The organism is Metabacillus sp. GQ13, from assembly GCF_059758525.1.
The window spans coordinates 18633-41210 of record NZ_JCAXET010000015.1; the positions used below are offsets into that span (position 1 = coordinate 18633).

Below are 22578 nucleotides of genomic sequence, written 5' to 3' on the forward strand. Positions count from 1 at the left end.
TCATCAGTCGTCTTTTTACCGAAAAAGTCTTTTAAAGGGTATTTGCCAGTTGCAAATTCCGCAGTAACTTTTATTCTAATAACAAGTATGATTGCTGTCCCTTATAAACTGTGGGAGGTGGAGGGCGGAGGGGAAAAAACAAAATTTATTTGGACCCTTTTTTATAGGTACGATATGGATATTCCATTTTACCTTTTTTGCTTGCTTTTCCTATGAGCTATATTTTTCAAAAGTTAAAACTTTTTAAATTGGTTAATTTTAAACCTACTTATATTTTTATTACACATATTACTTATTCGATTTTTCTTTACGGTTACCAGTTATTTGTAGACAAAACCAAACGTTAAGTTAATGATTAGTAGTTAAACTTTTTTGTTACTTGTTACTAACCTGCTTAAGTTAGTTCAACAAGATCATCCAATACTATATGTATACTTCATACAAATCTAGTTTACATATAGCGATCTATATCGAAAAAGGGATCTTCTAATCGAAGGATCCTTTAGCTACTTAATTCAACTTAGCTACCAGGTATTCAGGAATTCATATCTATTGATGAATTGGAAAATAATATCCATGAGGTGATAATTTGGAAAATAATAAATTAAAACTCACATCTTCTGAAATAGGAACACTGTGGGGACAGTATATAAACGGAACAATGACAGATGTAGTAAATAGATATATGTTTTCTATTATTGAGGACGATTCAATAAAGACTATTTTTGAGGATGCTATCAGGGTCTTTGAAAGACAAAAAAAACAACTCATAGTTTTTTTTGAAAACGAGGGGTTTCCAGTTCCAATTGGATTTACTGAATTTGACCTCAATAAAGGTGCCGAGAGATTGTTTACTGATATATTTTGTTTGAATTATTTACATACCATGACTTTACATGGTTTATTAGGTCACTCAACTTCATTAGCTGTTTCTGTTAGAAAAGACTTAAGAGATTTTTACGATTCCTGCGATAACGATGCAAAAAAGATGTATCATCAAACAATTGAGTTATTGCTGGAGAAAGGAAATTTTCAAAGAGACCCATTATTCTATCCGGCTAAAAACCCTGAATTTGTTTCCAGCCAAGATTTCACAGATGGATTTTTCGGAAAGGGTAGAAAATTAGCAGCAACAGAAATAATTAGTATTTCTTTAAACCTTAAAAAAAGCATTATGGCTAAAACGCTTTCTATTGCATTTAGTCAAGTCACTCAAACAAGTGAAGTAAGGAAGTTTTTAACGGATTCTGAGAAAACGGCTGATGGGCAAATAAAATCACTTTCAAAAATTATGCAATATGATAATTTGCCAGTTCCGAAATCTTTGGAAACAGAAGTGACAATTTCAACGGATTCTCCTTTTTCTGATAAGCTAATGTTGTATCATATTGGTTTCTTGTTCCAAGCCGCACAAAACTATCATGGGGCAGGATTGGCCTCAGCTATGCGAACAGACCTTGTGGCCACTTATGAGGGGACTATTCTAAAAAATCTCATGGTTACTAAAAAATGGTATAACCTTATGGTACAAAATAAATGGTTAGAACAACCTCCACTTGCTCCTAATCGAAAAGAAAATGCTAAAGAAATATAATAGGATATACATGAGTGAATAAGAATGCATTTGAAAAACTAATGTGGAGCATTGCACTTCCTGGATTCGGACAGTTTTTGAACAGAAACTATTTTAAAGGCACAGTTTTCTTGATACTTGAATTTTTTATTAATGTACAAGCTAATTTTAATCAAGTCATACTTCTAAGTTTTCATGGGGAAATTGGTAATGCCATAAACCATGCTAATTATCAGTGGTTTATGTTTTATCCTTGTTTATACTTTTTTTCTATGTGAGAAGCGGACAGAGGAAAAACCTCTTATTCCTTCCGTATGTGTTTACTGCATTTTTTGTAACTGTTGGATTGATATTTCCCTCAAAATTAATGATATTCGGGGTATTATTAGGTCCTGTTTGGCTTCCGATATTGTTTGTTTTCCCTGGGGCATTAATTGGGTTGATTATTAGAAAAATCAAACATAACATTTCTACATATTAGATAAACAAGATCACTAAGCATCAGATGAATACTCTGTAGAAAACTAGTTAACATAATAGGTTGTTATCGGAACTGAGGGAGGATCTTCTATTGAAGATCCTTTTTGCTACTTGTTAAAGTAAGCACCCGTTACTAAAGCTTTCCAAGAGTTAAACAATGCCTATAAGGCAAAGCTTTGATAACGTATGATGATTACAACGATGATATGGAGTAAACTTCAATGGAAATTGTTATCTATCTTACTTTATATATGAGACTATTTACTTAGATTTTATGATTTTTTTTAATTCCTTTTGCTCATTTTTCGTCGATGATTGTAAAATTAAGGGTATTTTGATAGATATCCTTTATAATTATGAGGTATCAAAAACATAAAGAAGGTTGTGAAGACGTGCGGAAAACAAAAATTCTATGGCCAACTATGATTTCTTCTATGCTATTACTATCAGCATGTGGAAATGAAGAACAAACTTCAGGATCGCCAGAAGAAGATAATGCAAAAACTCAAGAAATAACAGAAGTTGAAGAAACAACTGCAAAGGAGAATGAAACAGAAGAACAAACTTCTGGATCATCCAATGAAGTATTAAATCCAAATATTGCTGAAGAAACTGAAGGTAATGTAGAAGTTGTTTACACAAATAAAGAACCTAATTATGCTCACGATATGGATGGTTTTAAAGTTAGTGTTGATGAGTATCAAATTGTAAAAGTAACAGATATGAATACAGATTTTTATATTCAGTTTGACGATCAAACGGAGGGATATGTTGTAACAGCTAAAGTCACGATTGATAATACTACCGAAAAAGCAATGTATTATTCTCCGAATCTTACAATACAACTAAGCAACGAACTTGATTACTTACATACAGACCTAGCATTTGTCCGAGAAGAACAACCAAAATCGAAGGTTGAAACAGAAGTATCTAAATGGGGTGCTGGTGAAAAGGTTACTGGATTAGTGTCATTTACTTTAACTAATGCTCAATTTGATTCTTTAAAAACTGTTAAACCTAAATTTATAATTGGTGGAGGCGTTGCTGATAATAATCAGTACTCCGGTAGCAATCAAGAAAAGGGAATTTTTGATTTTGTATATAGTAGTGAAAATCAAGAGGAAACAGCGAACGCTACAGCGTTTTATCCGGATCAGCTAACGACAACTAATATGGCCAATAAAAAAATGATTTTTGAGAAAACAGGAATGAATGAAACTCAACAATTAGAGGACGTAAAAGTAACTCTAGAAGGTGTTCAATATGCAGAAGTAATTCCTACAGAAGCAAATAAAGAACGTTTTAGCAATTTTGGAGATAATGGAATTGTGGCTTTAACTGTTAAATTAAAGCTTGATAATCAATCAGATGTGCCAATTAGTATATGGAATCTAGGTTCAAAGGTGATTATTGATAAAGATCGTGGAAATGTATTTGCACAGGGAATGGTTGAACCTTCTGAACCAAAAGAGATTAATGCAGGAGAACTGGGAGAAAAATATCATGTTTTCATGTTTAGTAAAGATGAATTCGAATTATTTAAAACGTTTGATTTAGAATTTGGGCCATTTGTTGGTGATGATGGAAAAGACTTATTTAAGGGTAGTACTGTTACATTTACTTTACCTAGATAAAAACTAACAGATAAAGAAAGTCAACATCTACAAGTTTTATTAAAAGTCAAGATACTCATTAAAATGCTTAATGACATTATATTATTATCTAATGTCAGACATTACTAAAGTTAAACTTTAAAGGATAGTTGAGCAGAATAAAATATGCTCTATCTATCCTTTTCTTGAACTAAAAATGACCCTATTTACTTCAACAAAAAATTGTACTGTTGTTGTACTAACGCTACCCGTTAGTTGAACAAGAAAAGCTGTCATAGCCGCAACCTTCTTTTATTGGACTCTTACTACTAAAGGGCGTTGGCAGCCATGTTGAAATATTTATCTGATGTCAAACTATATTTGTTTACCAAACCTTGTTCTTTCCATTCAATTTGTCCATCGTATTGCATACCGATTTTTTGTAAAATTCTTTCGGATGCAATGTTCTTAGGATTTACCGCAGAAACAAGTGTTTTAAGTTTCAGTTTCTCAAAGGCATATGGTAAAGTAGCCCTTGCTGCTTCTTGCCCATAACCTTTTCCCCACGCACTTTGGTTATATCCGTAACAAATTTCAGTGCCATTGAGTATTTCACAATACTTAAATCCACAATACCCAATATACTTCCCTGTTGACTTCTCAATGACAGAAAAAACTTTATTATCACTCGATTCAAACTTGCCGCACGCTTGTTTATGAATAACTAATGTTTCATCGTAACTTAATGTAATAACACCTCCTGTATATTTCTTTGCCTCTGGATTGTTATTCATCTCCCAATACTCGTCAAAATCCTCTATACTTGGAGGTCTTATTATTAATCTTGCTGTTTCTATTTCCAAGGTCATTTCACCCCTAAATTATTAATAATCTTCACATCACCATTATAAACTTTCTACTTTCTACTTCCTACTTTTTATTGAACTAACCTGCCCCTTTAGTAGAATAACGATTAAGAAAAAAGGCTGCCGCAGCAACCTATTGTATTTCTTCAACTCTTGCACTTCGTTAGTTGAAGAGATCTTTATTACAATCACTCTATTTATCAATTTCTTCATAAGGCATTTCATTTCTTGACACTATCTTTTGAGGTTCATTTGTGTTATTTCTAACAAATCCATTATTGATGTCATCAATAGGTGTATATTGATTACTTGGCGTAGTCTTATTCTTCCTAAACATCCTAAAAAGACTAAAAATAATTACCCCAATAATTAGTGCAAGTACAAAGTATTGCATATTATCACCTCACCTATATTTTACCACAAAACCCCAAATCCTTGTTGGACTATCCTGCCACTTTAGTTGAAGAACGATAATCGAGTAGAGGGAAAATAATGTGTTTATTCTCGCCCCTCTCACAACACCGTACGTACGGATCTCGTATACGGCGTTTCAATTTATAATACAGTGTGAACTTTTAGATAATGTTCTAAAGCAGAGGGGAGTCCCCTCTGCTTTAGTCTTTTATTTGAGATTGCTCTTTGGACTACTTTCGATAATCCTATGTAACGATAACCTTTTCGACAGAACGTTAATCCTTTGGCTTCTTCCTTCGGAATTCCTAGGTGAATTAGCGATTTGATTCGTTTCTTCGATACCTTTCATTGTTTCCAGATGATTACCCTAATTCTGGAGCGAAGCTTCTTATCTATTCGAATCATCGCTTCTTTCATATTTGCGACCCTAAAGTAATTTACCCAACCGAATATTACTTGTCTCAGCTTCAATATACGGAAGTCTAGCGGAACACCCCAGTTTCGTTTAGTCAGTTTTCGAAGTTTTCTCTGAAACTTCTGAATCGAATTTAAGTGAGGTTTTACTTTGAATTTCTGGTTTTTAGTATCGTAATAATACCCAAATCCTAAGAATTTTAATTTTTTTGGGCGAGAGTTTTTGCTCTTCTCCACGTTAACTATCAATCCTAATTTGTCTTCTATAAGTCTCACGATTGACTTCATCACTCTGTTTGCTGCTTTCTCGCTCTTCACAAAGATGAGAGAGTCGTCGGCGTATCTCACAAATCACAACCCTCTATTTTCTAGTTCCTTATCAAGTTCATTCAACATAATATTACTTAATAGTGGACTGAGGTTAGCTCCTTGCGGAGTCCCAACTGGTGTTTCTTCATATTTCCCATTCACCAAAACTCCACTGACTAGGTATTTTCTGATTAGCGAGATGACATCTCCGTCATTTATTGTATTGGAAATAATTCGCATGAGTTTATCGTGATGAACTGTATCGAAGAATCTTTCAAGGTCAATGTCGACTACCCATTCGTGCTCATCATTCAAAAATTCCAAACTTTGTATTATAGCCATCTCACAACTTCTCTTTGGTCTAAAGCCGTAACTGAATTCACTGAACTTTTCTTCAAATATCGGACTGAGAACTTGATGAATGGCTTGTTGAACTACTCTATCCACTACTGTTGGTATTCCCAATTTGCGCATCTTTCCATTTTCTTTTGGGATCTCCACTCTTAAGGCAGCTTGTGGTTGGTATTTTCTTGTTCTGATGCGCTGACGAAGCTCATCCTTATTCTCTTTTAGATATTGTTTTAATTCATCGACAGTTACTCCATCGACCCCACTTGCACCTTTATTTTTATAGACACGTAAGTATGCCTCATTCATATTTTGATTACTTAGAATCTGTTCTAAAAGTTCCACACTCGTTTCTCCTTCCCTCTCACGTAGTAAGTGATAGCTCCATTTTGGTTATCCTTTGAGATACGCCCATACTTTCACCATTAACACATTCGGAGTACGTCACTTACGCATTCGTGGTGTTGAAACACTATAAATTGTTCAGCCCTTCATGAAATATTTCACTACTATGGCTTCTGCTGACTTCTTGCGACTAACCTTTTTCGACTGTACCACTGTACATCCGCAAGACCTCCCAGGGTAAGACAACTACCTTTCCTCTTTTACTCACCTGATTTACTCCATAAAGTTACGCACATCTTTTTGGACTTTGACTTGTCTTGGAGTCTCATCCCTTTATAAAGCCTTAGTATCAGATTTCTGTACGTCGAGCCAAGATTTTATTCCACGCTTCCTCTAGCCCCTATCTCACGATAAGTACCTTGCGCTTCCTTAGTGGTTGGTCGATGTGTACCCCCACAGTGGACTTTCACCACCTAGATAGTTGCCATGCCTGGCACACAAGAAAAAAGGCTGCCGTAGAAACCCATAATATTATTCAACTCTTGCACCCGTTAGCCATTCATGCAGCACAAAATCAGTGATGCACCACAGAGAATGAAAATATACTATGTTGTCTATACTGGTTCTTAATCCAGTTAACCAATTCATAGTTAAATGTATTGCGGCTCTCTTTTTTTTAAAACGAATTAGAAGGGTCTTCTTTGTTATTGTCTTTTTTTGTAATTAGAGAAGTTTATTTTCATGGTAGTTGAATAAGAAAAGGGACTCTTATTAAACAATAGCGCCCTTTTATGGAATAACTAAATTTGTCTCATTAATAAAACCAATTATTTCATCAAATTACCGGTACTTCGAGATTAAGAAAAAGGCGACAACTATTATTTAGCTGTCGCCCTTTTTATCATCATTCAGATTTTTGACTTTAAATGTTTATATCATCTGCTATCGTGGGTTCTACAATATCCTTTCTTCGATAAACATTTAAAATGAACCCTAAAACAGCAGCGTAAAAGAGGATTGCACTTCCTCCATAACTAATAAACGGCAGGGAAACTTCCATGATGGGCACGATTCCAAAGGCCATCAATATATTCCAAGTAGTAGGAACGGCAAATAATACAGCACCACCGATTACGATTAATCTCCCATAAAGAACTTTTGTTTTAAATGCATTTTTTGAGATTCTTAAAATAAAAATCAGCAGAACCAAACAAAGACCGATTCCGAATGTCCAACCAAGAGAATAGACGAGGAAGGGGAAAGCAAAATCTGTATGTGATTCTGGCAACAATTGAAATTTCAAATCATTATTTAGTCCGTTACCGAACCATCCCGCTTCTGCAAGGACATTCCTAACGACCATATACATATATCCGGCTCCATTTGGATCGGCATTTGGGTTTATATAAGTAGATAATCTAGAAAGAAAATAACTTTGGTGTGAGGTCGTAGTAATAATCATAATGATGAAGATGATACCAGCCACTAGATTTGATACGACTAGGTTGATAGCTACTATCTTATGAACACGTGCAAATGTAAACATTCCTAGTAAACAGAAAAAGTAAATGACCCCAACCATAAAGTTTGGCACTATCATGTAGAGCAATATGGGAATCCAAAATAAAACAAGAAGAAATCCTTGTTTTTTCCAACTGCGAAACTCATTTATTTTGTTAAAAATACCGGCCCAAGCCAGGAAAAAGAAAAATAAACTCAATATAGTGCCATCGACCGTTAGGCCTGGAAGTGAAATCCATCTTTTTGCTCCGTTGACCGTATATCCAAATAAATAGAGATATACGTGAATGAACAAGCCGATAGCATAAAAGTGCATCCACCAATTCTTTGATTTTTGATAATTAAAGAAAAGAAACCCAATAATCACAAGAGCAGCTAAGGAGTACCAGATAGCTTGTCTCCCCATAATATGGGTGATTGATGATGAAATTCCAGGAATTCCACCAACTAACGGGAGAAAACTGATACTAGCAAAAATAACAAATAAAACAATTAGAATCCAATCCATTTTTGGCTTATGAAGGTGATTTAATTTCTCTCCAATAATATATGGATTTCCCATTTCTTGAATGGCCTTTTCATCTGAATCTTCTTCAGAAAATCCTCTTTTTTTGTAAGATTGACTTAACTCTTGCAGATGATGAGTAAGCTCTTTTTTTATCCTGTTGTGGGCCTCCGTAGATTTGACTTTGGAAGTGACTTTGCTTAAAAATTCTTCAAATTTGGGAGAACTCATAAAGATGCCTCCATTATGAAGGGATTAAGGGATAATCCTTGTTTAGTGGTATCTTGTTTATAAGTAGCTAAGTATTTTTTACCTTTGGAGTTTAAAGAATAATATTTCTTGTTATTTATCCAATTTGAAGTAAGCATTTCTTTATTTTCTAATAGATGTAGCAGTGTATAAAGCTGCCCTTCATTTTTTTGGAAAGCACGTTCATTTTTTTGAAAAAGTTGGACGGAAATACTGTAGCCATCCTTTGATTCATGCTGAACAGATTCTAATATAGCTATAATGGTTTCTGTATGAAATTGTGATTGCTGATTCGTACGAATGGCTTCACGCACGGCATTTTTTCTTTCATTAGAAAAAGAAAAATCCTTGAATATTGATTTTTCCATCGAACTCTTCAGGTTCTTAAATGGATCATTCATCTCCTAAACCTCCTCTATCATCTTGTCTTTTAATAATTCCTTCGCACGCTTTAATCTCGTTTTTAATGTATTTATATTTACTGAAGTAATCTTGCTTATCTCTTTTAAAGACAGTTCTTCATAATAATGTAGAAATACGACTTCTCTGTACTTTAGAGGCAAATTCATGACGGCATTCGTTAAGCTGTTTTCTTCACTATGCTTGATAACCTCCTCTTCCACCTGTTTTGACTTAGAAGGGATATGGTCAAATACTTTATTGCTAAGCGTTATTTTGCGATAATGCCAGCTTCTTAAATAGTCCTTGCAATGATTACTTGCAATGCGATATAGCCAAGTTTTTATTGTTGACTGCTGATTAAATTGTTTTAATTTTTCATAACACTTTATAAATATCTCTTGTGCTAAATCTTCTGCTATGGTTCGGTTTTTTACATATGTATATACAAGATGCAGGATATCATCGCTGTATTCACGCATTAATTGATCAATGATCTGCTCACGCTCATCCAGCATCATTTCATCTGTCACCGCCAATTGGTTTAGTTCATTCATCTAGTTGTCACCCCCTCATATATCTTAGACGAAGCTACCCTTCATTCGGTTTGAAAAAATATAATTTTTTTTATGACTGTCTGTATTCTAGAGTATAAGTGGAAAAAGGAACAACCTCTTATCAGATTGTTCCAAAATGTTGTAGGTAGGTTAGGTCGCTTTTAAGACTACTTATTCGACTAATGATCCCTTATTTCTCAGAAGGAACTGTAATTACAACAGTTCTAACCAGAATTGCATATTGTTGTAAATCTGCATTTACCGTTACCAAATAGTTTAAGTGTAAACCTCCACAATATCTACTTTACATAATAATTGTTATTAAACAATCTGGCCCGTTTGTGGAACAAGAAAAAATCCTGCAATACAGGATTTTTAATCAAACTTTATTTTAAACTTCGCATCTTTTTTATAAACATCGTGACTTTATTTCAAATCTACACCATGTATTGTAGAAAATCCCTTAATTGATTTCAGAATTTTGAATCAAATCTAATCTTCTTAATTGTATAGGCATAATGGTATAATTTATCAATAGTAGCAATGTAAAAAGGGGGAAATAAGATGACCATATCAATTCAAACAACTTCAATAAATTCTGGGGCAGGAGAGGACATCATTCTCAGACAAACAAATTCAACAAAACTTGTGTTTAGACCAGAGATAGTCAATAACATACATAATTCTAATGCAGCTGTAAAAGGGTGTTTTATTTTTCAAAAGAAGAAAGGCAAGGATCAGTGGGAAGACCACAAGGAATTAGAATTAAATAAACTAAAAGCAGATGAGTGGATTAAACTTGCAATCGGCTCAGAAGAAATGCTCACTCTCTTTACTGAATTAAAAAAATATTACACAATCCATGAAGAATATGGAGTAAAGTTTGGAACCTACACTTTCTTCAAGGCAAATACTGATTTTGAAAAAGTAATTGATTTGTTTGAAGATAACGATGAGCTATTCATTCAATTATTAAATGATAATAAAGGGGAGCTTTTGGAGCAAACATTGGATTGGGTTGTAAACACTGATAACTCCGAAAAAATAGTAAAAAAATTTCTCGAGTTAGGAGAAAAGGATTTAGACCAATTAAATTCTTTAGTTGGTATTGCAAATCTAAAAAAAGTACTATCTGTTTGGGAAGAAAATAAAGACAACAGCTCTGAAAAGTTTTGGCAGGACGTACTTAAAGAAAATACTTGGATTTTAAGTCAAATATTCTCTAACCCAACAGTACTTATTGATAATGAGGCTTTTGTCGGGGGAAAAACTACACATAATGATAAAGGTAAGGTTGTGGACTTCCTGTACACTAATCCATTTTCAAAAGATGCAGTTTTAATAGAAATTAAAACCCCTTCCACTACCTTGTTAAATACAACTGAATATAGAGCAGGGGTACATTCTGTACACAAAGATTTGGCTGGTGCAGTTAGTCAGGTACTGACATATAAAGGATCTCTTCAAAGTGAATATACACAAATATTAGTTAACAACATCAGAAGTCAGAAACCCATTGATTTTGATGTAATTAATCCAAGCTGTGTAGTAATCTCGGGAAGATTTGATACATTGGATAAACCTGCCCTAAAACATTCATTTGAACTATATAGAAAAGAATTAAAAAATGTCATAGTTATTACTTTTGATGAATTGTTTATGAAAATTAAACACTTAATAGATTTATTATCAAAGTAAGTTTAACGGAGGTTAACCTCCTTTTTTCTATGCCATTTTTATAACTATCCCATTAATTGATATAAATCTTTATCAATGTAAAAAAAAACTTGTCCAAACACAAACTTTAAAGGAGAAAACGTTTCAATAAAGTAAACCCTATTGATACAAAAAAGAGTCATTGATATAATTGGCTGTCACTTTGACCGATAATTTGCGTATATTTCGAGTGTTATTTTGCACATCCAACTTTAAAAACCCAGCTACCTTCACATTAGAAGATTAGCTGGGTTTCTTAATTATTTACATTCAATCATTTATAGAACTATTCGAGTAAAAAAGCTACTGCTCATTGTTCAGCAATCGCGCCTGTTTGTTGCAGATATAATCGATAGGAATTAGGTACTAAAAGGCAACTAGCTCTTGCGCTAACGCACCCAGTTAGTTTAATAAGCAACACTTCGAAAATACTGGATTATCGTAGCATACTCTCCAAATTGTCCTTCACTAGCACCCATTCTTGGTCGATTATACTGTAAAAAACAGAGTCTCTTAGATAACCGTCAGGCATAACCACATGATTTCGAAGCACTCCTTCTTTTACCGCACCCAGCCGTTCCATTGCCTGCTGAGACCGCACATTTCGACTATCTGTTTTCAATTGAACACGAATCGTCCCAAGTGTCTCAAAGCAGTGTTTCAAAAGAAGATACTTACATTCCGTATTTATTCTAGTTCGCCAAACAGTTCGAGACAGCCATGTCCAACCAATTTCCAAGTTACGGTTTGGTATGGATATATTAAGAAAACGAGTGCTTCCCACAATTTTCCCCGAATCCTTATCGAAGATAACAAAAGGAAATTCGCTTCCTTGCTCTCTCGCTAGAAGTGCTCCATTCACAAGGTACTTCATATCTTCAATCGATTGAACCTTCATTGGCATGTATGCCCATATATCTGGATTGTTTCCCGCATCAAATAATTCCTGTACGTGATAATCCTCCATAGGTTGTATCTTTACTCTATCTCCTATTAATACTACTGGTGTTATCTCCATAATTCTTCTCTCCTTTTCTTCTTTGGTAGAATTATATAAACGAACTGTCCTGTATCCAAGTGTCAGTTGTTTATTTTTTATAAGGGTCAGATAAAATATGGAGGTTAAGCAACTCTTTTTCCACTAATCTGCCTCGTTACTTTAAGTACAATCTTTCACAAACTCATTTGTACTTTAACATAAATATCCATTTTATTCTTCATTTTTTTTGCAACAATCTGGCCCTATTCACAAAGAAAGGGCGCAATCCTTATTACAGAATTGCGCCTGATTGTTGAAGAACTTAACTACTTTTTCTTAATCAGCTAAGGCCCGTTAGCCATCCATGAAATAAAACTTCACCACAGAGAATGAAAGATAATTACGTTCTTTCATGGTATTTTAAATGTATTCCTTCACAAACTGTATTTATCGCTAAGGTAATGAAATTACTTTATTATTTATCAAAGGAATCCCTCTTCATTAATCTCTTTAATTTATGTTCTGTATCTGTTTCCTCTACTGGTGTATAGATACTGCACCGTAAATCCATATCACCTTGAACTTGAAGAGAAGTTAAATTAAACAACATTTTGCCTACTTTAGCATGTCTGAACTCAATTATCATTTCTGGGGCCTTACTTACTTGACTTTCTTGCCATAAATCGGCGAATTCTGGATGTGAATGACTCATTTCATCAATAAATTGGTTGTACCATTCGTCACCGAAATAGTGACCATAATAGGTACGGAAAATAGCAAGAAATCCTTTTGCGAAATGTTCCCAATTGACAGCCAGTGCTTTTAATTCTTTTCTAGTGAACACTAAACGAATCAAATTTCTTTGATTATTTGGTACTTGTTCAAAATCTAAAAAAACATGAGCAGCTGCAGGATTCCAGCCGACAATATGGCAATGCCTATCCGTAACAATGGTCGGACAATAGGTTAATTCAGATAGTATTCGTTTTAAAGAAGGGATGAGGTCTGATTGTTCCCTTTTTGGTTTTGTCACTTCCGATTTTCCTTCTATTGCCAAATTATATAAGTAGTCTCTTTCATCATGATTTAATTGCAAAGCTGTAGAAATACAATCAAGTACGGTTGAAGAAACCCTTATATCCCTTCCTTGCTCTAGCCATGTATACCAAGTAGTACTTACACCCGCTAACTGTGCAACCTCTTCTCTTCGTAAACCAGGGGTCCTTCTTCGGGTTCCAATAGGTAATCCAATGGACTCTGGCTTAATTTGGGCGCGCTTCGCTTTTAAGAATGTCGACAAAGCTTCAAGCCGTGTTTTATCATTCATTTTTATAACTCCTCGTCAAAGTAAATTAACATAGTAGTAATTATACCAGTATAAACAACCACTTGTAATAGGATGCGATGGTTGTAAAATACAAATAGATAGTATTTTTTTGGAGGGATGGAAGATGGAAAGAGTAGTGATTACGGGTATGGGAGTAGTTTCTCCAATAGGCAACAACGTCCAAACATTTTGGAACAACCTCGTTAACGGGAAATCTGGTATATCCACTATTGATACATTTGATGTTACTGATCATAAGTCAAAAATAGCAGGTATCGTTCAGGATTTTGATGCAGTTAACGTTTTAGGAGTGAAAGAAGGAAAACGGTTAGATCGCTTTGCTCAATTTGCTTTGGCTGCAGCTGAACAAGCTTGGACAGATTCTAATTTAGACCATGATCATATAGATTTAGAAAGGTTAGGGGTATACGTAGGTTCTGGTATAGGAGGAATTGAAACATTCATTGAAAATATTGATGCGCTTCGGCAGAAGGGGCCAAGAAGAGTCAGCCCAACTCTAGTACCTGCCATGATCTCTAATGCTGCTGCTGCACAAATTAGTATCAAGTGGAAAGCTATGGGACCTTCTATGTCGCCTGTATCTGCTTGTGCAATTGGGAATACAGCTATCGGAGAAGCATTTAGATTAATTCGTTCTGGAGAAACTGACGTTATGTTTGCGGGTGGAACAGAGGCAGCTATAACAGACTTATCAATAGCAAGCTTTGGTAATGCTACAGCACTATCAACAAGAAACAGTGAACCCACTAAAGCTAGTCGGCCATTTGATGAAAATCGAGATGGATTTGTCATGTCAGAAGGAGCAGGAATTCTAATCATAGAATCTTTATCTCATGCTTTACGAAGAGAGGCAAAGATTTATGCAGAAGTTGTTGGATATGGTGCAAGTTCAGACGCACACCATATGGTATCTACACATCCAGAAGGTAAAGGCGCCTATCTTGCTATGAAATCAGCTTTAAAAAGTGCCAATATATCCCCCGAAAAAATTGATGTAATTAGTGCTCATGCAACAAGTACAAAAGTGGGGGACATCTCTGAAACGATGGCTATTAAGCAGCTGTTTGGAAAACTAGCTTATCAGATTCCAGTAACAGCTAATAAATCTATGATTGGTCATATGTTAGGGGCAGCTGGTGGAGTTGAAGCAATTGCTTTAGCAATGAGTTTAAAGGAAGAAACAGTTCCTCCAACAATAAACTTAGAAAATCCTGATCCTTTATGTAATTTAGACTATGTACCATCTGTTGCTCGCAAAGTGAAAATAAATACGGGTCTATCTAATTCATTTGGTTTCGGCGGTCATAATGCAGCTATTGTTTTAAAGAAATACGAGTGAATAAAATTTCTCTTTTAAAAAAAGGCACATTACCTTTTCTAGAAGTAAAGCACCCGTTAGTTGAAATTTATGAACGATTAAAATGCAGATTTACAACGTTAATAAATTGTCTATATACAGGTTTTTATTCAGATAATACACCTACAGTGTTTTATGGAAAATATTGGAAAGTCTTTTTGTAGCTATGTTTTTTTAAATAGAGATAACAAGAAGGAGGAAAAGTAATTGAACAACGAAGTGATTCAAAAAGCAAAGTTGGTAAAAGAAGCTAGTGTTAGTCTACAAGGTAAAACAACTCAACAAAAGAATCAAGCACTACAAGCCATTTCAGAACAACTATTAATAGATCAAGCTTATATTTTAAATGAAAATGAAAAGGATATACAAGAAGCGAAAGAAACGAATATATCAGCTTCGATGCTGGATCGTTTAACCTTGAATGCAGAGCGTATTCAAGCGATGTGTGATCAAATTGAGTTAGTAGTATCATTATCAGATCCAATCGGAGAACAGCTAGAACAATTTAAGAAAGAAAACGGTCTAGTTATTAGCAAGCGACGTGTACCGCTTGGTGCATTAGGGATGATTTATGAGGCTCGTCCTAACGTAACAATTGATGCAGCAGCTTTATCTTTAAAAACAAGCAATGCCGTATTATTACGAGGTTCAGCTTCAGCTAAATTTTCAAATCGTGCATTAGTAGATTCTATTCACAAAGCTTTACAACGAGTATCTTTCCCAGAAAACGCCGTGTTATTAATTGAAGACACATCTCGTGAAAGTGTGAAAGAATTGTTCCATTTAACTGAATATTTAGACCTTTTAATTCCACGAGGCGGGAAAAATTTAATTGATTTAGTCGTAAATGAAGCAACTGTACCTGTTATTCAAACTGGCGCTGGCAATTGCCATGTATATGTAGATGCAACAGCTCTATATGAGATGGTTGTACCCATTATTTTAAATGCGAAAACGCAGCGTCCGTCTGTATGTAACTCGATTGAAAATTTACTATTACATCAAGATTTCTTTAATGAGTATGGGAAAGAAATGTTAGGGGCATTAGCAGATGCGAATGTGGGCATTTACGGAGACGAAAAGGTGTGCGAAGTTTTCCCGAAAGCGATCCTAGCTACAAAAGAACATTACGCAGAAGAATTTTCAGATTTATTGATCAGCATAAAAGTTGTAGATACTGTAGAGGAAGCTATTGCTCACATCAATCAATTTGGTACACAGCATTCTGAAAGCATTATTTCCGAGGATGCTACAAATGTAGAGCGATTTTTAAATGATGTGGATGCAGCCGTTGTCTATCATAATGCATCAACGCGATTTACAGATGGATTTGAATTTGGATTTGGTGCTGAAATTGGCATTTCTACACAAAAATTGCATGTAAGAGGACCAATGGGATTACCTGCATTAACAACAACAAAATTTTATGTGCAGGGCAATGGTCAAATCCGTGAATAATTAGTTTAAGTTATGTGGTTTTAGCATTATCAATATGTAATAGAAGTTTTTAACATACAATTTCCTTTCGTTTAGATTTTTCTGATGTTCTAATTAAAGTTCAAAAGTAAGTTCGCTCTTATCATTCTAATGAGTGAGCTTTTTCATTCTATATGCTACTGAAAATACTTTTATTTAACAAGCTTACCTCTTTAATAAAAACAAAAACGCACCTAAAGTGGTGTTTGGTAACATTGCATAAAATGCTTTTATTCAATAATATGGCCCGATTGCTGAACAACAGTTAAACAACACTCTTCAACTAAACTGCCGCTTTAGTGTAAGTAGATTATTTCACATTCTTTTTTATTTAATAGGATTTTAAATGTATTTCAATATCTTTGCTGGGTTTCCAGCAAAGATTGTATTAGCAGGAACATCTTTTGTAACATCAGAACCAGCAGCAACAATTGAATTATCACCAATAGTGACTCCAGCCAAGATTACGCAACTTCCACCAATCCATACGTCGTTACCAATTGTAATTGGTATTCCATATCCACTCTTATTCCTATCTTTAGGTTCGATTGAATGACCAGCAGTATATATTCCTACGTTAGGACCAATCATACAATTGTGACCAACTCTAACTTCAGCCATATCTAATATAGTACAGTTATAACCAGCATAGAAGTTATCACCAACGTGAATATTGTAACCTAAGTCACAATGGAAATTGTGTTCAATACTAGGACTTACACCTGCACTTCCAAACAACTCCTTAGTAATTTCCTCTCGCTTTGTTGAATCTTCAATATTGCTATCATTAAATTCTCGAACCAGTTTATGGGCTCGTATATTTTTTAATTTTAGTTCTTCTGTACCTCGTTCGTAATAGATTTTCTTATTATCATTCATACCTAATTTCCTCCTTTCAACTAACTATGAATGATATCATAATTTTTAAATTAACTTAATTCACTAACCTGCCCCGTTTGTTATTTAAGCAGAACTCTTTACTTTTACTACAGGATTGCGGGCGCGACTGTTTTCTGTTCTCTAATGTAAGAGACTAAATTAGTCTCACTCTGTTTCCAAATGGGTTCTTATTATCTATACAAAAAGAAGTTAATTATTGCGGTTTTTTTCTCCCCATTCACATAACTGTTCTAAAACAGGTAATAGCGTTTCTGCTTTATGTGTAAGACTGTATTCCACTTTAGGAGGGATTTGAGGATATTCCTTTCGTCTAACCATCCCATCTGCTTCCAAATCTTTAAGTTGTGAACTCAGTGTTTTAAAAGTGATAGTTCCTATTCTTCTTTTCATATCATTAAAGCGAACGGGTTGATTTTCCGAAAGGAGATACAGAATTAGCATTTTCCATTTACCTCCAACAACTGACAATGTATATCCAAAAGGTGTCTCTTGGATATTACCCTTTTCTTTATAATCAGCCATACTCATATTGACACTATCCTTTCTGGTAGTAACTATCTAAATAGTGCGTACTATTTTTTTCTTTGTATTCATTTTATACTTACCTTACTTTGAAATAAGGGAGAGAAAAAAATGACTAATATTAAAACCTACAATCACGACCTATGGGATCACGGCATTACCCAAGGATACAGCGTCAATGGTACTATCTATATTTCAGGTCAATTTTCACACGATAAGGATGGTATGTTCGTTGGCAAGGAGAATATTGAAGCTCAGACTCGACAAACATTTGAGAACCTCGATCGAGTATTGGAGGAATTTGGTGTCACCAAGTCCAACCTCGCTTATGTGGAACTCTTTCTAACAAATCCGCAAGAGCACTCCGAGCTAGTCATCAATCTGTTCAAGGAATACCTAGAAAAACACAGACCGGCCGGCAGCCTCATCGGCGTGACTTACCTGGCGTTCCCAGAGCAATTGATTGAAGTAAAGGCTGTCGCACACACTGATTAAGTAAACTACATTTTAAAAGAAAAGTAATTATATCAAGCCTATTTAGGTCATATTATAACAACTTAATCTGTAATGATATTGAACAAAATATAAGCAAATATCATTACAGATAATGTTATCTTAAATTCCCTATTGATTAAGTCACTAATCCTCCACTTTAGCACAATAATAAATAAACTGTCAGTCATTATAAATCTTTATCGTTTATTTTTTTGGCACTGTTAAATTTTAATGTTGAAATTTCTTAAAAAATATGGGAAATAGTCCCCCTTATAGGTAGTTACTTTACGGTCTATATCCTAAAGTCATACTAAAGAAAAAGGAATATACAAAAAGCAAAACCAATACACCAATAAAGAAAAGGAGTATAAGAAGTCTTTTCTTTATTTCTTTCTTTCTTTTGAACCAAGAGTAGAACAAGATTAGAAATATAATTGCTGTTGGCACTAAATAGAGAAACATTGCTAGCTCAGCCCAATTTGAATTCTTATCCCAATAAACAGGAATTAAAGGGTTTTCATAAAGGTAACTGATTCTTTCTCTTACTATGATGAAGACCATTGACAGTACAAGGAAGTACCCGTAACCAATATATCTAACAATCTTAGAAAATACCTTCGAACGATATAGCACAGCAATAACTATAACTAATAAGGGTATTAAGAGATTATAATCACCCACTTCTCGTCACCTCTTTATTTGGGGCTTAACTATAAAATTTCAAGTTTTAAAATTTGTGTGGTTTTTTGACTTTTATAGAGACTACTTCACCACAGCTTTTACAAAAAGGAAATACAAGAGGTGAGCCAGTAGAAATAAGGTTCTCTGTAGGCATTAAACTTGTATAAGCATTACCTATTTGTCATTCAGTGAAATTTTGACTACCAGATGTCTTACAAAATTTTTTTGTGTCCATTAATGACCACTCCCAACAAAAGAGATTTACTAACTTATACGAAGGGAACTTCAAAAAGTTCTAGAAAATGTAAATTTTCAGAAGAACTTACGTCAAAATTCGCATAAACTCTGTCGCTATGCTTATTCCTATCCTGGCCCGTTAGCTGAATAAGAAACGTTATATAAAATGACCATTTCAATACTTTTGCAACGAATTATTAGTGATGTATCTGAAGCAAGTATTATGACACTGGATTGAAAGGAGATTCAAACGTTTTCTACTAAAATTGTATTCCCTTTTAAGTTGGTTGACTGGATTAAACCACATAAACTGTACTCATGTTGCTATGGAGAGTACAGTTTTTACTGGAAGCAAAATGTGAATTTACTAGTAGATAAGATGAGGATATTGAGTTTTGTATTGTCTTGTCCCTTAAATTTCAGATGTTTATTTTCATAGTAGTGAAATAAAGAAAATGTAATGGATAAAAATCGTATTGCTTGTTACTTAGTTTCATTGATATATTGTTTTGCCCACTTACACCATTCCAAGTACATTTCAGAATACCTTATTCCATATTCAACTGTTAATATAGTGCCTACGTCTCGTTCCTCTTGACTGTTAAAGTGTTCTTTCCACTTTTTTGTCATACTTAAAATGTTATCTTCTCTCTCTATAACTTCATCTAACAATTTACTAATTTCAACAAAAGATAAAAAAGGAAAAATAGTCGTTTTAATTAAAAAATCATCTTTAATTTTTGCTGGTTTTAAAGGTTCTTCAATTGACCACCGTATTAATTCCTTCTTACCTGTATCTGTAAGAGAGTATACTTTTTTATTTGGTAAGATTCCTTGAATAACTAATTCGTGATCTATCAAATTATCATTTTCCATTTTATGTAATTCTGTATAAATTTGGCTATGAGTAGAACTCCAAAAATAAATCATCTGTTGCTTAAATATTCTCACCACATCATAACCTGTTACTGGTTTTTTAGAAATTATCCCTAACAAAGCATAACGTAAGCTCATAAAACATCAATTCCTTAATATTTGTCCATATAAAGAAATTATAGCATATTAACTTGACCAAAGTATTAATCATTGTTTAATATAACCATAGTTTCATATGTCTAAAAAGACATAGGGAAATAAGGAGGGGTTATATGATTTCCTTTACCAAGTTCATATCGGCACATGAGAAATCCTACTTTTATTGGTTGTGATTTATCTATCTTTAGACTTGATGTTGAAGCATTTCACCTGTCATTTCCCTTTTTGGTTATAGTCAGTTGTTTGAGCTTTACTTTAATTCGGATTAAATGAGATACTCCTAAAAAATTCAAGAAAGGAAAATTATTCTTTAATTTTAATTAGTCGAATGTCAATACTTCTCTGCTTAATTGAATTTGGAATAATTCGGTAATTAAGGATGAAAAAAATTCTCACCAAAAAAGCGTTATTTATTTCGTTTATCAGTTTAGGTATAGTAGTAATCTTGGGCTTGTCTTTATTTTTTATATGGACTCAAAATACATATAGTGCGATAGATGCTCATCAAATTGAAATAGAGGATGTCAAAAAATCAGAGGATGGATGGTATATCTATAAAGCGGTAAATGCTGATAAAGGTTTAATACTCTATCCTGGTGCAAAAGTTGAACCTGAAGCATATGCCTATTTAGCACAAGAGTTATCAAAGCAACATATTACAGTAGCTATACCTTCAGTTAGATTAAATTTGTCAATTCTAGATGTTTCAAAAGCAAATGAAATAATAGAGAATGATAATAGCATTGAATGGTATATTGCTGGTCATTCAATGGGAGGAGCAGCAGCGGCAATGTATGCAGATCAATATTTAGACAGAATAAACGGGCTAATATTACTTGGTGCATATGCAGCAAACAATGATTTTTTAAGTGAATCCAACTTACCCGTTTTATCCATAAGCGGGTCAGAGGATGGATTAAGTACTCCTGAAAAAATTAAAGAAAACAGCTCGAACTTACCACAAAGAACGAATTTCATTGAAATTCCAGGCGGTAACCATGCTTATTTTGGTGTATATGGTAGTCAGTCCGGCGACAATGAAGCTCAGATAACAGTTAGTGAACAACAAGCAACCATCATAGATTCAATTGTTAATTGGTTGGAAAGTGATCATGTCACTAGCCAAGGTGAAACATGAAAAAGTTAAAACTTTATTCAATTTCAACAACAATTATCGTGCTATTTGTCCTTTTGCAAGGTTCGGTTGTCACCAAAACAGGATCTGGTCAAGGATGTGGAACGACATGGCCGCTCTGTTTTGGGGATGTCATTCCATATAATCCAACGCTAGAAACTATTATTGAGTACACCCATAGAGTAATCTCCAGCGTTGCAGGGATGTTGGTTTTAATATTATCGTTCTGGTCATGGCGGAAATTGAATTATATTAAAGAAATAAAATTCTTTGCTATTCTTGCTTCGGCTGCCATTATTATTCAAGGTTTAATGGGAGCTGGACAAGTTGTATTTGGACAACCTCCATTAATTATGGCATTACATTTTGGTTTTTCAGCAATCTCTTTAGCAGCTGTTTTAGCGATTACCTTTTTTACATTTGAAAAACAATTTAATAACATCACAGTACAGGTTGGAATACATTTTAAGCGTTTTATCATTTTTATTACTATTTATGCCTATGCTGCTATCTATACAGGTGCATTTGTAAAGCATATGGGAGCTGCTACAGCTTGTACTGGTTTTCCTTTATGTAGTGGAGAATTTGTCTTATTTAGCCAAGGAACCATTGTTTTTGCTCAGATGTTTCATCGTTTAGCAGGCATGTTGTTAACCGTTTTTGTTATAGTGTTTGTTTTATGGGTATTAAAACTATATAAACATCAACGCCTATTATTAAGACTCAGTTTTGTTAGTTTATCACTAATATTTTTACAGCTTTTAAGTGGTGTAGGAATGGTATTAACTAATAATCAAAACTTAACGATTGGAATTATCCATGCACTAGTCATCTCTATTTTGTTTTCTCTATTCACCTATATCGCTGTCATAACAAGAAGAACTAAGTGATGTTTTTTAATGATAATTATAAAGAGGATAAAGATACAGCTATTCAACTAATTTATTAAATAATGGTGCCCCCATTGAAGTGATACCAATTTTAATGGGACATGAGAAAAGTGAAACAACTCGTATATATGCTGAATTAAGTGGTAAGCAAAGGAAGGAACTTTATCAGAGGTATTTCTACTAAACTAAATAGGAGCAACATGTTTAGATTACGACGTTGCTCCATTCAACTCTT

At 34.1% G+C, this 22578-nt stretch carries 19 protein-coding genes and 2 pseudogenes; 9 read left to right on the forward strand and 12 right to left on the reverse strand.

Annotation, left to right across the window (positions count from 1 at the left end):
* Positions 1–589 precede the first annotated feature (589 nt).
* Both AC6CHR_RS18060 and AC6CHR_RS18065 read left to right on the forward strand, forming a co-directional pair.
* Entirely contained in the window at positions 590–1594 is a 1005-nt protein-coding gene (locus AC6CHR_RS18060; RefSeq protein ID WP_498250407.1) for a DUF3231 family protein, read from the forward strand.
* Between the two features lie 851 nt (positions 1595–2445).
* Entirely contained in the window at positions 2446–3687 is a 1242-nt protein-coding gene (locus tag AC6CHR_RS18065; RefSeq protein ID WP_498250408.1) for a DUF5068 domain-containing protein, read from the forward strand.
* A 287-nt stretch (positions 3688–3974) separates the two neighbouring features.
* On the opposite strand, the gene AC6CHR_RS18070 is transcribed toward AC6CHR_RS18065, so the two are convergent.
* The 7 genes and pseudogenes from AC6CHR_RS18070 to AC6CHR_RS18100 form a co-directional block, all read right to left on the reverse strand.
* Positions 3975–4508 carry a GNAT family N-acetyltransferase gene (locus AC6CHR_RS18070; RefSeq protein ID WP_214713356.1) on the reverse strand — a complete coding sequence of 178 codons (534 nt, stop codon included), beginning with the start codon at positions 4506–4508 and terminating at the stop codon, positions 3975–3977.
* A gap of 196 nt (positions 4509–4704) precedes the next feature.
* Entirely contained in the window at positions 4705–4848 is a 144-nt protein-coding gene (locus AC6CHR_RS18075) for a hypothetical protein (RefSeq protein ID WP_498250409.1), read from the reverse strand.
* A 422-nt stretch (positions 4849–5270) separates the two neighbouring features.
* Positions 5271–5576 (reverse strand): group II intron maturase-specific domain-containing protein, encoded by a 306-nt coding sequence (locus tag AC6CHR_RS18080; RefSeq protein WP_498250497.1) that lies wholly within the window; start codon positions 5574–5576, stop codon positions 5271–5273.
* Positions 5577–5585: 9 nt separating this feature from the next.
* Positions 5586–6305 (reverse strand): annotated as a pseudogene (gene ltrA, locus AC6CHR_RS18085) (group II intron reverse transcriptase/maturase); the annotation flags it as partial.
* Positions 6306–7263: 958 nt separating this feature from the next.
* Entirely contained in the window at positions 7264–8598 is a 1335-nt protein-coding gene (locus AC6CHR_RS18090; protein WP_498250410.1) for an FtsW/RodA/SpoVE family cell cycle protein, read from the reverse strand.
* Complete coding sequence (locus tag AC6CHR_RS18095; RefSeq protein ID WP_498250411.1) at positions 8595–9017, reverse strand: PadR family transcriptional regulator; 423 nt, start codon at positions 9015–9017, stop codon at positions 8595–8597. Before AC6CHR_RS18095 ends, AC6CHR_RS18090 begins: the two co-directional genes overlap by 4 nt.
* A gap of 3 nt (positions 9018–9020) precedes the next feature.
* On the reverse strand, positions 9021–9572 hold the full coding sequence (locus AC6CHR_RS18100; protein WP_498250412.1) for a sigma-70 family RNA polymerase sigma factor: 552 nt from the start codon (positions 9570–9572) through the stop codon (positions 9021–9023).
* A gap of 564 nt (positions 9573–10136) precedes the next feature.
* On the opposite strand from AC6CHR_RS18100, the gene AC6CHR_RS18105 reads away from it, so the two are divergent.
* The gene (locus tag AC6CHR_RS18105; protein ID WP_498250413.1) at positions 10137–11270 is read left to right on the forward strand and encodes a Shedu immune nuclease family protein; all 1134 of its coding nucleotides are present in this window, start codon (positions 10137–10139) and stop codon (positions 11268–11270) included.
* A gap of 454 nt (positions 11271–11724) precedes the next feature.
* On the opposite strand, the gene AC6CHR_RS18110 is transcribed toward AC6CHR_RS18105, so the two are convergent.
* Together AC6CHR_RS18110 and AC6CHR_RS18115 are read right to left on the reverse strand one after the other, a co-directional pair.
* Entirely contained in the window at positions 11725–12306 is a 582-nt protein-coding gene (locus AC6CHR_RS18110) for a GNAT family N-acetyltransferase (protein ID WP_498250414.1), read from the reverse strand.
* Positions 12307–12742: 436 nt separating this feature from the next.
* Positions 12743–13594 (reverse strand): helix-turn-helix transcriptional regulator, encoded by an 852-nt coding sequence (locus AC6CHR_RS18115; protein WP_498250415.1) that lies wholly within the window; start codon positions 13592–13594, stop codon positions 12743–12745.
* A 124-nt stretch (positions 13595–13718) separates the two neighbouring features.
* Between AC6CHR_RS18115 and fabF the strand changes: the two genes are divergently transcribed.
* Both fabF and AC6CHR_RS18125 read left to right on the forward strand, forming a co-directional pair.
* Positions 13719–14954: a beta-ketoacyl-ACP synthase II gene (gene fabF / locus AC6CHR_RS18120; RefSeq protein WP_498250416.1), complete on the forward strand. Its 1236-nt coding sequence runs from the start codon at positions 13719–13721 to the stop codon at positions 14952–14954.
* A gap of 225 nt (positions 14955–15179) precedes the next feature.
* Complete coding sequence (locus AC6CHR_RS18125) at positions 15180–16430, forward strand: glutamate-5-semialdehyde dehydrogenase (RefSeq protein WP_498250417.1); 1251 nt, start codon at positions 15180–15182, stop codon at positions 16428–16430.
* Between the two features lie 360 nt (positions 16431–16790).
* Here the strand turns inward: AC6CHR_RS18125 and AC6CHR_RS18130 are convergent, their stop codons facing one another.
* Together AC6CHR_RS18130 and AC6CHR_RS18135 are read right to left on the reverse strand one after the other, a co-directional pair.
* Positions 16791–17327, reverse strand: a complete 537-nt coding sequence (locus AC6CHR_RS18130; protein WP_498250418.1) for a sugar O-acetyltransferase — start codon at positions 17325–17327, stop codon at positions 16791–16793.
* 210 nt (positions 17328–17537) lie between these two features.
* Positions 17538–17876: a winged helix-turn-helix transcriptional regulator gene (locus AC6CHR_RS18135; protein WP_498250419.1), complete on the reverse strand. Its 339-nt coding sequence runs from the start codon at positions 17874–17876 to the stop codon at positions 17538–17540.
* Between the two features lie 105 nt (positions 17877–17981).
* On the opposite strand from AC6CHR_RS18135, the gene AC6CHR_RS18140 reads away from it, so the two are divergent.
* Complete coding sequence (locus AC6CHR_RS18140; RefSeq protein ID WP_498250420.1) at positions 17982–18365, forward strand: RidA family protein; 384 nt, start codon at positions 17982–17984, stop codon at positions 18363–18365.
* A gap of 1401 nt (positions 18366–19766) precedes the next feature.
* On the opposite strand, the gene AC6CHR_RS18145 is transcribed toward AC6CHR_RS18140, so the two are convergent.
* Positions 19767–20297, reverse strand: coding sequence for a PadR family transcriptional regulator (locus tag AC6CHR_RS18145; RefSeq protein WP_498250421.1), 531 nt, complete (start codon positions 20295–20297; stop codon positions 19767–19769).
* A 400-nt stretch (positions 20298–20697) separates the two neighbouring features.
* Between AC6CHR_RS18145 and AC6CHR_RS18150 the strand changes: the two genes are divergently transcribed.
* The 3 genes and pseudogenes from AC6CHR_RS18150 to AC6CHR_RS18160 all read left to right on the forward strand — a co-directional run.
* Positions 20698–21456, forward strand: coding sequence for an alpha/beta fold hydrolase (locus AC6CHR_RS18150; protein ID WP_498250422.1), 759 nt, complete (start codon positions 20698–20700; stop codon positions 21454–21456).
* Positions 21453–22343, forward strand: coding sequence for a COX15/CtaA family protein (locus tag AC6CHR_RS18155; protein ID WP_498250423.1), 891 nt, complete (start codon positions 21453–21455; stop codon positions 22341–22343). Before AC6CHR_RS18150 ends, AC6CHR_RS18155 begins: the two co-directional genes overlap by 4 nt.
* 43 nt (positions 22344–22386) lie before the next feature.
* Positions 22387–22527: pseudogene (locus AC6CHR_RS18160) on the forward strand (tyrosine-type recombinase/integrase); the annotation flags it as partial.
* Positions 22528–22578: the final 51 nt, after the last annotated feature.

Excerpts from the sequence above, each read along its gene's own strand:
- AC6CHR_RS18100 (WP_498250412.1), bottom strand. The coding sequence starts at position 9,572 with ATGAATGAACTAAACCAATTGGCGGTGACAGATGAAATGATGCTGGAT.
- AC6CHR_RS18135 (WP_498250419.1), bottom strand. The coding sequence starts at position 17,876 with ATGAGTATGGCTGATTATAAAGAAAAGGGTAATATCCAAGAGACACCT.
- AC6CHR_RS18115 (WP_498250415.1), bottom strand. The coding sequence starts at position 13,594 with ATGAATGATAAAACACGGCTTGAAGCTTTGTCGACATTCTTAAAAGCG.
- AC6CHR_RS18150 (WP_498250422.1), top strand. The coding sequence starts at position 20,698 with ATGAAAAAAATTCTCACCAAAAAAGCGTTATTTATTTCGTTTATCAGT.
- fabF (WP_498250416.1), top strand. The coding sequence starts at position 13,719 with ATGGAAAGAGTAGTGATTACGGGTATGGGAGTAGTTTCTCCAATAGGC.
- AC6CHR_RS18140 (WP_498250420.1), top strand. The coding sequence starts at position 17,982 with ATGACTAATATTAAAACCTACAATCACGACCTATGGGATCACGGCATT.
- AC6CHR_RS18075 (WP_498250409.1), bottom strand. The coding sequence starts at position 4,848 with ATGTTTAGGAAGAATAAGACTACGCCAAGTAATCAATATACACCTATT.
- AC6CHR_RS18110 (WP_498250414.1), bottom strand. The coding sequence starts at position 12,306 with ATGGAGATAACACCAGTAGTATTAATAGGAGATAGAGTAAAGATACAA.
- AC6CHR_RS18105 (WP_498250413.1), top strand. The coding sequence starts at position 10,137 with ATGACCATATCAATTCAAACAACTTCAATAAATTCTGGGGCAGGAGAG.
- AC6CHR_RS18145 (WP_498250421.1), bottom strand. The coding sequence starts at position 20,297 with ATGAGCTTACGTTATGCTTTGTTAGGGATAATTTCTAAAAAACCAGTA.
- AC6CHR_RS18095 (WP_498250411.1), bottom strand. The coding sequence starts at position 9,017 with ATGAATGATCCATTTAAGAACCTGAAGAGTTCGATGGAAAAATCAATA.
- AC6CHR_RS18155 (WP_498250423.1), top strand. The coding sequence starts at position 21,453 with ATGAAAAAGTTAAAACTTTATTCAATTTCAACAACAATTATCGTGCTA.
- AC6CHR_RS18130 (WP_498250418.1), bottom strand. The coding sequence starts at position 17,327 with ATGAATGATAATAAGAAAATCTATTACGAACGAGGTACAGAAGAACTA.
- AC6CHR_RS18090 (WP_498250410.1), bottom strand. The coding sequence starts at position 8,598 with ATGAGTTCTCCCAAATTTGAAGAATTTTTAAGCAAAGTCACTTCCAAA.